Annotated in this window: 8 protein-coding genes and 1 pseudogene; 4 read left to right on the forward strand and 5 right to left on the reverse strand. The window is 66.2% G+C overall.

All coding sequences use genetic code 11. From position 1 onward, the window contains the following. Positions 1-267 precede the first annotated feature (267 nt). Positions 268-1,796: pseudogene (locus EV192_RS55710) on the forward strand (glycoside hydrolase domain-containing protein). 24 nt (positions 1,797-1,820) lie between these two features. Beyond that, positions 1,821-2,216 carry a hypothetical protein gene (locus EV192_RS13810; RefSeq protein ID WP_132115006.1) on the forward strand — a complete coding sequence of 132 codons (396 nt, stop codon included), beginning with the start codon at positions 1,821-1,823 and terminating at the stop codon, positions 2,214-2,216. Here the strand turns inward: EV192_RS13810 and EV192_RS13815 are convergent. Genes EV192_RS13815 through EV192_RS13825 form a run of 3 tightly spaced genes read right to left on the reverse strand, consistent with a single transcriptional unit; the run spans position 2,142 to position 6,764 of the window. Further along, on the reverse strand, positions 2,142-3,893 hold the full coding sequence (locus EV192_RS13815) for an ABC transporter substrate-binding protein (protein WP_132115008.1): 1,752 nt from the start codon (positions 3,891-3,893) through the stop codon (positions 2,142-2,144). The genes EV192_RS13810 and EV192_RS13815 overlap by 75 nt on opposite strands. A gap of 16 nt (positions 3,894-3,909) precedes the next feature. Then, entirely contained in the window at positions 3,910-5,601 is a 1,692-nt protein-coding gene (locus EV192_RS13820; RefSeq protein ID WP_132115010.1) for an ABC transporter substrate-binding protein, read from the reverse strand. Between the two features lie 8 nt (positions 5,602-5,609). After that, complete coding sequence (locus EV192_RS13825) at positions 5,610-6,764, reverse strand: GNAT family N-acetyltransferase (protein ID WP_165960372.1); 1,155 nt, start codon at positions 6,762-6,764, stop codon at positions 5,610-5,612. 266 nt (positions 6,765-7,030) lie between these two features. Between EV192_RS13825 and EV192_RS13830 the strand changes: the two genes are divergently transcribed. Further along, a complete protein-coding gene (locus tag EV192_RS13830) occupies positions 7,031-8,257 on the forward strand; it encodes an MFS transporter (RefSeq protein WP_165960373.1) in 1,227 nt (408 codons plus the stop codon). A gap of 25 nt (positions 8,258-8,282) precedes the next feature. On the opposite strand, the gene EV192_RS13835 is transcribed toward EV192_RS13830, so the two are convergent. Next, positions 8,283-9,692, reverse strand: coding sequence for a LysR family transcriptional regulator (locus EV192_RS13835; protein ID WP_132115016.1), 1,410 nt, complete (start codon positions 9,690-9,692; stop codon positions 8,283-8,285). Positions 9,693-10,103: 411 nt separating this feature from the next. Here EV192_RS13835 and EV192_RS13840 point away from each other — a divergent pair, with 411 nt between their 5' ends. Continuing rightward, on the forward strand, positions 10,104-10,955 hold the full coding sequence (locus EV192_RS13840; protein WP_132115018.1) for an MBL fold metallo-hydrolase: 852 nt from the start codon (positions 10,104-10,106) through the stop codon (positions 10,953-10,955). 74 nt (positions 10,956-11,029) lie between these two features. Here the strand turns inward: EV192_RS13840 and argJ are convergent, their stop codons facing one another. After that, the gene (argJ, locus tag EV192_RS13845; protein WP_132115020.1) at positions 11,030-12,187 is read right to left on the reverse strand and encodes a bifunctional glutamate N-acetyltransferase/amino-acid acetyltransferase ArgJ; all 1,158 of its coding nucleotides are present in this window, start codon (positions 12,185-12,187) and stop codon (positions 11,030-11,032) included. Positions 12,188-12,263 lie beyond the last annotated feature (76 nt).

A 12,263-nucleotide genomic window follows, 5' to 3' on the forward strand; every position in this document is an offset into this window, starting at 1 on the left:
GGGTCGACCACGGTCCGCTCCGTGCAGCAGTGGATGAACAACAGCTTCTACTCCGAGTCGTGGTTCTTCATCATCCCGACCGACGGGCACTCGTCGCGCGACGTCTCCAAGGCGCTCATCCGGTCATTGCAGATGGAACTCGCCATACCCGGCGCCAACGGGACGTTCGGACCGGCGACCCGGGCCGCGCTGGCCGCCAAACCGAAGTTGACTGTCTCCACTTCGGACACTGGCGGGTCGATCTTCGTGCACCTGTTCCAAGCGGGCATGATCTTCAATCTGTACGAGATCTCGTTCGACGGGACGTTCTCCCAGACCGTCAGCGATCAAGTGCGCAACTTCCAGCAGTTCCTGGCATTGCCGGTGAACGGCACCGGCGACTACCAGACCTGGTGCTCGCTGCTGGTCAGCAACGGCGACCCCGAACGGCGCGGGGCCGCGTTCGACTGCGTCACCGAGGTCACCGCGGCCAGGGCCACCGCCCTGTTCTCCGCAGGGTACCGGGTAGCCGGGCGCTACCTGTCCAACGTACCAGACAGTAGCCTGGACAAGCAGATCAAGCCGGGGGAACTGGCCACTATCCTTGGCGCGGGCATGCGGGTGTTCCCGATCTACCAGACGTTCGGCGGCAGCGCCGGCTACTTCACCGAGCAGCAGGGCGCCCGGGATGCCAGCCTGGCGTTGAACGCGGCCAGCGGCTACGGGTTCGAACGCGGCACCACGATCTACTTCGCGGTCGACTTCGACGCGTTGGACACCGACATCAGCGACAACATCATCCCGCACTTCCAGGGTTGCGCAGGGCCATGGACAACTACGGCAACCCGTACCGGATCGGCGTGTACGGAGCGCGCAACGTGTGCACCCGGCTGTTCAACGAAGGGCTCACGGTAACCAGTTTCGTCTCGGACATGTCGACCGGCTTCAGCGGGAACCTCGGCTTCTCGATGCCGAGGAACTGGGCGTTCGACCAGATCGCCACGATCACCATCGGATCGGGCGCCGGCGCCATCGAGATCGACAACAACGTCTACTCCGGCCGTGACGGCGGCGTGTCCCGGGTCATCCCACGGCCAACACCCGCCGAGCGGCTGGACACGTACTTCGACGCCAGCCTCAGGCCGCAGGTGTCCCATGATCTCAACGCCTACAGCGAAACCGTCACGTCGAACAAGACCGGCCTCAAGCACTCGGTGGACGAGGCGCTTGATGTCGTGGTCGCCTACGACGAGCTGATCACGAACCTGAGCCGCTCGTACGGGGTTCGCAAGGCCCTGATCCAGTCTGAGGTCTTCTGGGAGTACTGGAAGGAGACACCGTTGGACAACGTGGCCGACGGGTTGGTCATCTCCTGGTACGCCTACAAGATCTCCTACGAGGCATGGGAGAAGTTCCCGCTCGGGCCACCGCCGACGCCGCCGTTGGTCGTACGCGAGGACAGCAGCACCGGGATCGCGCAGATCTTCGCCGCGACCGCGATCCGGGCCCGCAACTGGGCGATGGGCCAGGGCCTGATCTCGGGCACCCCGTACAACGCAGAGGACTGGCATGTGGTCTACAACGTCTGGAACTCGCTGCACGACGACGGCAACTTCAACGTAAGCTCGGTTCCGCTGGTCCTGTTCGAGGGTGCCGCCCAGGTCGGGGTGCCGGGGCTGCGGTTGAACTACGATGTCAGCGAGCTACGCAAGATCTTCGCCCGCTATAACGGAACCGGCGCCGACGCCGATCACTATGGTGCCGAGCTGGAAGGCGTGTACCAGATCTTCGAGACCTACAACGCCAGCCGGCGTTAGTACCCTGTTCAGGGAGGGCGATCCGTGCCGCAGGACACAGTGACCATGCCTCGCCTTGGCCGCACCGCCCTGATCTGGGCTGTGGCCAACCTGGCGATCGGCTACCTGGCCTCCTTCCCACTGCTGACAGCCGTGACATTCTCGTACTACCTTCGGGCCAAGCTGTGGGGCACTGTGTCCTCCCCCTTCCGTGACGGCGAGGCTGACGTTCCCCTGCTCGTCATCCTCGTCGCCGGTATCCCACTCACGATCGTGGCCATACTGGTCAATCGCTCAGTGCGGCGCCGGTCAGGATTGAGGGGCTGGCGCGCATTGGGGTTCTGGGCAGCGACAGTGGTCGTCCTGCTAGCCCCGTTCACGTACTTCGTCCTTGGCGGGCTGACGGTTTCCGAGATGTTCGGCCGGGGTCTGCTCTGGTAGCGGCGACCGACTGCTGTCCAGCACACCCATGGCCTGCACGTCATAGAGGCCGAAGGCGGGATGCACAAACGCGTTGCTCACCCAGGGGTTCCGATAGTGCAAGGTCTTGTCGTGCACGAGCGGAAGGATCACCGCCAAGTCCATCACCCGTCGTTCCACCTCGCGCCACAGCACGTCCCGCTCGTGCTGGTCGGTCGTGTACAGCGTACGGTCGATCAGCCCGTTGATCCCAGGGTCGTCGATCTCAGCGAGATTCCAGTTGCCGCCATGCGGCTTGATGTGGCGGCCATCGACGAGCGGCGCCAGGAAGCCGTAGGCCGTGGGGAAATCAGCACCCCAGTCGGTGACGGCGAGGCCGAGTGAGCGGTGCCGGACCGTCGCGGGCAGGCCGAGCCCAACCGTGAAGTAGCCGGCGACCGGAAGGTCCACTATGGACAGCCGGATCCCGATCCGGGCCACCGACTCGGCCAGCGCCTCGGCCACCAGATGGAACTTGCCGCGCTGCGTGCCGACGACCGCGTCGAAGCCGGCACCGAGACCGGCGGCCACCAGTTCGGCCCGAGCAGCGTCCAGGTCGCCCCGCAGGTCACTGCCGGACGGGTAGCGATCCAGATTCTGGTGGGCGGACAGCCGAGGCGGGAACGGTGTGGTCGCGATGTCCCCGCCGGTGACCGGTCCGCCGCGAGCCTCCTGCAGCAGGATCTTGTCTGCGGCATACTGCACGGCCCGCCGGACGCGCACATCACCGAACGGCCGCACCTGCGGCTGGATCGCGACGTACTGCAGGAAGCCGGTCGCCGGGTTGTCGGCATTCGAGCGCAACACCGGATCGGCCAGGATCCGCCGCTGTGCCGTGTGCTGGATGCCGCGCCCCTCGGCATTGATGTCGAACTCCCCGGCCAGCACCCGGTCGTCGAGTTCGTCCACGCCCATGCCCATGGTCAGGTCGACCTCGTCCGGCAACGCGGGCCGCACCGGATCGGTCGCCGAGTCCCAGTGCGGGTTGCGCGTCAACCGCAGCCGCGCACCCGGCCGATACTCGGCGATCCGGTATGGCCCACTGCAACGCGGGTTCTCGCCATAACGGGCGCCGGTGTCCGCTGCTCTCGGCACCGGGGCCACGCACGGCTGGGTCATCAGATGGTCGAAGTCGGCGAACGGAGTCCGCAGGTGAAACACGATCGTTCGGGCGTCCGGCGTCCGCACCGAGGCCAGCCCGTCTGGATCGAGGTACGGGCCCGGATAGGGCCTGGCCGGATCTGCCAGCAGCGGGATCAGGTGGGTCGGCCCGCCCGCGAGCAGATCCTGAGCGAAAACCCGTTGCACCGCGTAACGAATGTCGGCGGCAGTCACTGGCGTGCCGTCGTCGTAGCGCACCCCCGGCCGAAGCCGGTAGGTCCACATGCGACCGTTGTCGCCGATCTCACCGGGCGCCTCGGCGAGATCCGGGACCGGGGACAGCCCGGCAGGGCCAGGATCCGTGGGATAGGCCATCAGCGTGCGGTTGAGCATGCGCTGCAACAACCATACCCACACGTAGTAGGTGCGCGCCGGATCGAGCGAGTCGAGGTCGGCGGAGGAAGCCAGGCGTAGCGTGCCGCCACGCGTCCCCGAGGGGTTCACCACCGCCCCGACTCCCGCGTTCCACCCGGCGCTCGTGCGGATCCTCATCCGCATGGCTCAGATCGGTGGATCACCGGGCACCCATTCCCACGTAGTCGTACATGCCGTAGGCACCGGTGACATAGACGTTGGTGGTGTCGGGGTTGCGGTACAGCAACGACCGGGGGTACAGGTACGGCACGATCACCGCGTGGTCCATGGTCATGCGGTCGATCCGCTGCCAGATCCCGGCCCGCTCGGCCGGATCGGGGCAGGCAGCGCCCCGGTCGATGAGCTGGTTGATCTCCGGGTCGTCGAGCTCGCCCATGTTCTGGTTGCCGCGGTCTTTGATAGCCCGCCCATCGACTATCTGTTGCAGGAAGCCGTATCCGTCCGGAAAGTCCGCGCCCCAGCCAAACATGATGACACCAATTCCATTGTCCCGCAAGAATTGCGGCGATCCGCCGTAGCGGTCGAAATAGTCGCCGGACGGGAAGCCCAGCACCTGGGCCTCGATGCCGACACGGGCGAGCCCGGCGGACAGCGCCTCGGCGGCACGGTACTCCTTGAGCCGGTCACGTCGGGCGGCGATCCGGGTGCGGAACCCGGCCGGCCGGCAGGCCGCCGCCAGCTCAGCGCGGGCGGCATCGAGGTCGCCGGTTGCGCCAGTGCCCACCGGATACCGGTCGAAGTGCTCGTAACCGTCGATCGTCGGCGGAAGTATGGTCGTGGCGATGTCCCCGCCGGTGGCGCCGCCGTATGCCGCCCGCATCGCCGCCTTGTCAGTGGCGTACTGCACTGCTCGTCTACAGTGGACGTTGTCGAACGGCGGGATCCGACTGGACAGGCAGTAGATCCAGGTGAACCCGGTCAGCGGGTTGTCGGTGTTCGCGATCGCCGCCGGATCGGCCAGAATCCGCTCCTGGGCCGCGGGTTGCACGCCGAACCCGGCCAGGTCGATGTGCGCGTCGGAGTCGAGGATCATCCGGTCGACCTCGTGCGGGTCCACGCCGAGGATCACCTCGACGCGCTCGGCTCGTCGCATGCGAACCGGGTCGGTTGCCTGATCCCAGTGCGGATTGGGCTCCAGCATGAGACGTCGGCCCCGCTCGTAGCTGCGAACCCGGTACGGACCGGTCGCGACCGGTCGCAGCCGGTAGTCGGCTCCGGTGTCGGCGCGTGCGGGCACCGGGCAGGTGACCGGCATCGTGGCGAGCAGGTCCATGCCGGCGAAGGGATACCTCAGCCGGAAGACCAGAGTGCGCTCGTCCGGAGTCTCGATCGTGACCGGTCCATCCACGTCCGGTTGGCGCCACGGCCCGAGGTAGTCGGTGCCGAGCAGCTGCCGGAAGTATGTGGGGCCGGCGCCGAGGACGTCGGTGCCGTACCCGCTGCGCGCGATCGCGTACTTGACGTCGGCCGAGATGACCGGCGAGCCGTCCTCGAACTTGAGGCCGGGACGTAACCGGTAGGTCCACGTCCGACCGCCGTCGGACCCTTCACCGAGCGACTCGGCCAGGTCGGCCACCAGCCGCTGACCCGCCTTGCCCGGCGCGGTGTCGAAGGTGACCAGGGTGCGGCCGATGAGCCGCAGAAAGTTCCAGGTGTAGGCGTAGTAGGTGTTGCCAGGGTCGAGCGAGTCGAAGTCGTCGGTGCGGACCAGTCGAAGCGTCCCGCCTGTCTCGTCGGTCGGGTTGTAGATCCCACGCAACGCGGCGTCCTGCCCCGTGGGAGGGGGACTCGCCAGATCCGGCTCACCCTTGCTGTGCTCCGCGACGGTCATCTGCTCGGCTACCTTTCCAGTACGCGTATGTATGAATACTGTGGGACCGACTTGCAGCCGCGCAGCAGTTTCGCCTCGGTGCTGCCGATGCCGTAGTGAATCGCCACGATTCCCATGCTTTCGGCGACCTCGACCGGGTGGTGGTACAGAACCTCGTTGTACAACGGCAGCTTGCGCTGGAAGCCATAGTCGAATCCGGTGCGGTGCGCGAACCACTGGTCGCCGAACCGCAGCAACAGGCCGAATCCACGGATCTCGCCGCCCGCGCGGGCGATCGACACGACGGCTCGGCTCCCGAGCAGGTCGTGGACCTGGTGGAGGAACTCCTCGGACTGCTCGACCCGCCACGAGCTCATGCCGTACTTGGCGAACAGCCGGGTTTCCAGCTCGGCCATCCGGGCGATCACCGCGGGGGTGAACGGCTCGATCCGCACGTCGACACCCTCGAGAAGCAGGCGGCGTCGCTCGGCCAGCACTCGGCGCCGGCGGTGCGCGGAGAGCACCTTCAGATAACCGTCGAATCCACCGGCTGGCAGGGGAAGCCAACAATAGCCGGCCGAGACGTGTGAGAGATATCCCTGGGCAGCCAGCAACTCGCGCAACAGGTGATCGCGTCCGTCGAGGTACAGATAGGAGATCGAGCGCGCTGACCGCGACTCGGCGATGCGCTCGGCCTCCTCGACCATGGTGCCAAGGTCCGCACGATTCGCGGCGGCGGACAGTCCGATGCGGGTGCGGCCGAGGTGCCGGCCACCGCATACCAGGCTCGGCAGCAGCGCACCCGCGAGGTCGTCGGGCAGCGTGGCGCGCAGCGCCGCAGCACCGGCCAGTTCCTCCGCGACACTGTGGTCCAACAATGTGTCAGGCCGACCCAGCGTCCACGGCGCGTCGGTGCCGAGCAACGCGGTTGCCAGCGCCGCGGTGGCCGCTTCCGCACGGCGCGCGATGACGTACCGCATGGGCACCCGCGCGGTCGCCTCAACGACCGCCAACCACGGCGAGGACAGATAGAAGTCGTCCGCAGTCAGGAGTGCGTCCCAGACTCCGGCAGGCATGTCCACCGCACGTTCGAAGGTGTCGAGGACGGTTCCGGTGGGCGTGGCGGTGTCGCTGGTCAACGAGATCCCCCAGTCGGATTCGGCACCACTGTCGTCGATACCCATCAGAGCGAAGCGTAGGTTCGCTTCGAAGTCGCGTACCCGCGCGACGTGGGGTCGGCATGGTTGCGCGACAGAACGCATAACCCCGTGCGGTATGCCGATTCTCCCTGGCAGACGCGGCATAACCTACTCGGGAGCCCACGGCACGGCTTACCCTGCGAACGTCACTGCCGGGCTACTGATCGGGATCGATCCACTATGGCGAACGCCACCTCGCACCACGGGGAGCCTGATCCGACCGCGTGCCAATGGTGAACGAGGACGTCCCCGTGCGGCGGCGATTCACGCGAAACCTGCCGAGTGGCCAAGGTGTCGCCTGGTTCGGCACCGCGGGGTTCGCCAACGCGGTAGGCACGGGCATCTACTACCCGTACCAACTCCTGTTCTTCCGCGAGGTTCTCGGGATCCCGCTGACCACGGTCGGGGTCGGTCTCACGGCGTCGATCCTGGTCACCCTGCCCGCTGTTGTCTACATAGGACGACTGGTCGACCGGTACGGTTCACGGCCGATGCTGATCGCCGCCTCACTCGGTCGCGCCGGCGCGTTCGTCGGCTTCGTCGTCGGCCACGGTGCGGTGCTGTTCGTCGCGCTTGCCATGCTTCTCGCGATTTGTTTTCGGGCGGATCAGGTGGCCTCGCAGGTACTCGCCGCGTCGGCCGCACCCAGAGGGCAGTCCGCGCAGTGGTTGGCGCTGACCAGAATCGTGTTCAACGCAGGTGTCGGACTCGGGGCAGTGGTCGCCGGCGTCGCATTGGTCGGCGGGCCGGCGACCTATTCCGTACTCGGGCTCGCCGCCGCGGCCTGCTACCTGGTCGCGGCCCTGTGCTACCTGCCACTGCCGGTGGGATCCCGTCGCCCCGTGCGGGCTGCTGGCGACCCGACCAGGCCGTGGCGGCACCGCATCTACGTTCGGCTGGCGTCGACGCACTTCGTCATGTTCACCGCTCTGGTCGCCACCGAGGCGGCGCTGCCTGTGTATCTCATCGACAACCTCGGCTGGCCCGCCTGGATGGTCGGCGCCACGCTCGCGATCAACATCGTGCTGCTGGTCGTGCTGCAGCTGCCGGTCAGCAAGGTCGTGCAGCGCTACAGCCCACTGCCGGTCCTTGGGCTGGGCGCTGCCTTGCACGGAGCGCTGTTCTTTGCTCTCGCGGTAGCGGCCGGGCCGCCGGGCGCTACCCAAGTGGTGGTGTTCCTGGTCGGGATGATCATCTACACGGTCGGCGAGACAACCGCTTCACAGGTGCTGATGGTGCTGCTGGTGCACGTGGCCCCGGAGGCCGAACGTGGTGCGTACCAGGCGTTCAGCCAGACGCTCACCGGTATCGCGCTTGGCATCGCGCCACTGTTCGTGACCGTGTTGCTGGCCCTGTCCGCGTCCGCGGTGTGGTGGACACTTTTCGGCGCGGTGCTCATGGTCGGCGTGAGCATGACGTTGCTGCACCGGCGGAACCTGCCCGCCATCCGTGCGGCCTGGGCCGCACAGCTGGGCTGACCGCCGCGGTTGCCTGACTGGTACGTCAGCCGGGCGGAACAGGAGCCACGGCCACAGCCGAGCGTATGGCGGGACGCAGCCGGGTGTGAGCTCCCATTTTCCGGAGCGAGGCCCTGAACTCGGCTTCAGCCTCAGCCGCCACGACAAGGATCCGCCTGGCCTGCGGGGTCAGCGCCGTACCCCGGTGTCCTCGACGCAGCAGCGTCACTCCCAGCCGGCGTTCCAACCGGCTCACCTTTCTGGTGAGCGCCGGTTGAGTGATCATCAGCATCGGCGCGGCGCGGTTGATGCTGCCAGTGGTGTCGATCACGTGCAGCAGCCGCAGATCCTCCGGCTCAAGGCACCGGTCGGACGGCACTCGCTCGGCGACCCAGGACGTCAACGTGGCCGCCGAGGTCCCGACCGCCGTCAGCGCCTGACGGTCGGGCTCGTCCCAAAACTCCACAGTGGACAGAAGGCTGGGATTACGGCGTACCGCCTTGCGGCGGTAACTCTCCCTGAGCTGATCGCACAGCACGGCGGCCAGCCGGGCCGAGACCACAGCCGGATCCACGACCAGCCGGTGAGTGCGCATCGGGGACTCACGAAGCGGCCGGACCACGAATCTCGAACCGGCTGCGGGCAACGCGGTCAGCGGTGACACGAGCGCTATCCCCTCGCCGTGTCCCAGCAGGCTTCGCGCCGAGGAGAAGGACCTCACCACGTGACCGATCGTTGGAGCGAAGTCATACGACATGCACACCTCCTCCAGCAGCCGCCGGGAGTTCTCGTCGGCTCGGACGATCCACCTGTCCTCACTGAGATCCGCGAGCGGGACCTCGCGGTGCCCCGCATACCGGTGGTCAGCCGGCAGCGAGACCCACAACGGCTCACTGAGCACGTCGTACACCGTGTTGTTGCGGCCAAGCCGGCCGCCGCGCCTCGGCGACTGCCAGCCGTACACGACATCCACGCAATGGCGCTCGAACAGGTCTGATCCGTCGGCGGGCGTCGCACTCACGACGTGGAACAGCACGTCCCGCAAGAGGACCGCCATGTCGTCAACGAACTCGTCCCAGTCTCGGCCCATCGTGGCCATCCGCACAACGGACTGGCGGTGCGGATGCGGCCGGCTCACCCCGTCCACGACGCGCACAGCGTCCATCAGGGCGGCCTGGAATCGCAGACCGGCCGACAACAGCGTCTGCCCGGCCTCGGTGAGACGCATGTGCTCGTCGACGGCATCAGTCAACTGAACGGCGGTGCGGCGTTCCAACCGAATCAGTTGCCGACGGACGGCGGGCTGGCTCATTCGCAGCACCTTCGCGACCCTGGGAATGTCGCCGGTCTCGGCCAACGCCCGTAAAAGATCTACGTCAGCCGACGCGGGAATAAGCTGATCAATCCGCACTCTGTCATATTCATCAGGCACCAGCCGGTCAGCGCTGTCGCGCATCAAAGATCCCCCTCGCCCCGAGGCACATTCAGAAGCAGCGCAGGTGCGGCTGAGATCATGTCGTCAAAGGTCAACCGTCGCGCTCAATGATTCTTTGTACTTCCGAATAGCGCTTTCGAAATTAGCATGCAATCTGCGGCGGAGCCAGCCCAAACACACCCGGACCTTCGGTCCAACTGGTCTGATCAACATATGACGGCCGCCATTTACATGATTCACACCATCGGGTTACATCGACACGACCCCAGCCTCCTGAACTCCGAAACCATCATGACCTGTGGCAATATCACCCGCCGGTGATCACTGCGGGAAACGCTCAATGAGTGACGAGGTTAAATGATCATGACAGCTGGTGCCGTCAGTCGCAAGTAACTTATTCGTGGTTCACTGCTGACCGCCTCGGGCGTCGTCATGCCGGCAGGCGACGTCACCCGACATCGGCCGGCCGGTGTAACCTTGCGGTGGTTCGACACAGCGGGCTGGGAATTCGCCTTCGACCACCACGTGGTGCTGGTCGACCCGTGGCTGACCCGCTTCCAGTCGACCGACTCCGACGGCCTGTTCGACATGGCGACACCGATCACGGCCGACCACGCCCTGCTCGACGAGCACATCCCCGCCATGGATCTCCTGCTGGTGACACACGGCCATTTCGATCACATCGGTGACGTGCCTTACCTGGCCGGCAAGTTCCCCAAGGCACAGGTGGTCGGTACGGAGAGCCACGCGCATCTGCTCAGCGCGATGGGAGTTCCCGAGGAGTCGATGATCCAGACCTCCGGCGGGGAGTACCTCGACTTCGGCGACTACCAGGTCCGCGTCGTGCGTAGTCTGCACAGCCTCAATGACAAGCACCGGTACATCGCGCCTGGCACGCTCACTGCCCGGCCGAGGACTCCGCGCACGATCGGCGAACTCGTCGAGGGCGGCACGCTCGCCTATCAGCTGTCCGCGGCAGGACTGAACATACTTGTCCTTGGTACCGGAAACTGCGTCGAGCGCGAGCTCGCCGGGCTACGTCCGGACGTGGCGATCATCGCGCTCCCTCCGTGCCCAACGACGCACCGATATCTCGAGCGCACCCTCGAAGCATTGGACGGCCCCAGGTTCGTCCTGCCCAATCACCATGACGAGATGGCATACCCGCTGGGCACGTCGGTAATCGACAAGGAGGCCATGGCATGGTTCCGAAGGACAGTGGCCACGGTCAGTCCAGGCTCCGAGGTAATCGAACCCACGCATCTGACGCCGATTGAGCTGTAGCCGCATCACCTCGGCACGTTATGCCCATCTCGGACCAGTTATCCCATTGTCGCTCGCCACGTCACATCTCCGGCTCAGGTTGTGTAATCCGAGTTGAGCCGCACGTACCCCTCAGTCAGGTCACAGCCGTAGACGGTGAACCGGCCATGCGCGATGCCCAGCCCGATGTTGATCCGCACAGTGTCTCCGCTGAGGTGACGCACCAGCGCAGCCACCGCGTCGTCGTCCGGTGTGTTCGGATACACCTCGAGATCGCCGAAGCCGATCCGCACCCGGTCCTGGTCGATGTCGTGATCGCCCTGGCACTTGCCAACAGCCATCGCGACCCGGCCCCAGTTCGGATCGCTTCCGTGCACTGCGGTCTTCACCAGCGGTGAGTTCACCACCGCCTTCCCGACTCGCTTGGCCTGCTCGTCGTCGCGGGCACCGGTGACGTGCACCTCGATGAGCTTCGAGGCGCCCTCACCGTCGCTGGCGATCTCGCGGACCAGGTACAGCGCAGCCTCGTGCAGCACCCGCTCGAACTCATCCATGGCAACGGGTCCGGCGAGGCCGTTGGCGAAAATGGCAGCCGTGTCACTGGTCGAGGTGTCGGTGTCGATGCTTACCGCGTTGAAGGTCCGCGCCATCACCGCCCGGAACACCCGATCCAGTTCGCTTGCCGCCACCTGCGCGTCCGTGCAGAAGAAGGTGAGCAGCGTCGCCATGTCGGGCTCAAGCATGCCAATACCCTTGGCGATGCCGACGAGTGACGCGTTCCCGCAGCGGAGACTGATCATCTTCGGCCGGGTGTCCGTGGTCATGATCGCGCGCGCCGCCGCGCCGAAGTCGGTGCCGCCGAACGGCCATCGGAGCCGGTCGAGCGCCGCCCTGATCTCGGGCATCGGGTACTGCACGCCAATCACTCCGGTGGAGGCGATCAACAGCTCGTCCTCAGCGGCGCCTACCGCGTTCGCGACCTGCCGCCGAACGTCGACCGCGTTGTCGAAGCCCTGTTTGCCGGTGGCCACGTTGGCGTTGCGGGCAAGCACCACCACGCCACGCGCGGAGGAGTCGCGAGTCGTGTCTCGGCTCAGTACCACGCTGGGACCGGCGAACCGCGACTGCGTGAACATGGCGCTGAGGACGGCGGGCCTCTCCGAAACGATGACCGTCAGGTCGTCCCGGTCGTCGTCGATCAGCCGCGCGGCGCTGGTGTGCACCTGGAACCCCAAGGGGATGTGCTCGACCATCGATGCCCCTCTGCGCATGATTATGCTTTCTCGCGAATGTTCTTGCATTGCGCACGTCCGAGTCAAGTCGAGTCCC

Source organism: Actinocrispum wychmicini (assembly GCF_004345645.1).
In the GTDB taxonomy this organism is placed as follows: Bacteria; Actinomycetota; Actinomycetes; order Mycobacteriales; family Pseudonocardiaceae; genus Kibdelosporangium; species Kibdelosporangium wychmicini.

Bases quoted from the DNA above. Each gene is read 5' to 3' on its own strand.
- EV192_RS13815 (WP_132115008.1), bottom strand. From the start codon at position 3,893: ATGCGGATGAGGATCCGCACGAGCGCCGGGTGGAACGCGGGAGTCGGG.
- EV192_RS13820 (WP_132115010.1), bottom strand. From the start codon at position 5,601: ATGACCGTCGCGGAGCACAGCAAGGGTGAGCCGGATCTGGCGAGTCCC.
- EV192_RS13825 (WP_165960372.1), bottom strand. From the start codon at position 6,764: ATGGGTATCGACGACAGTGGTGCCGAATCCGACTGGGGGATCTCGTTG.
- EV192_RS13835 (WP_132115016.1), bottom strand. From the start codon at position 9,692: ATGCGCGACAGCGCTGACCGGCTGGTGCCTGATGAATATGACAGAGTG.
- EV192_RS13840 (WP_132115018.1), top strand. From the start codon at position 10,104: ATGCCGGCAGGCGACGTCACCCGACATCGGCCGGCCGGTGTAACCTTG.
- argJ (WP_132115020.1), bottom strand. From the start codon at position 12,187: ATGGTCGAGCACATCCCCTTGGGGTTCCAGGTGCACACCAGCGCCGCG.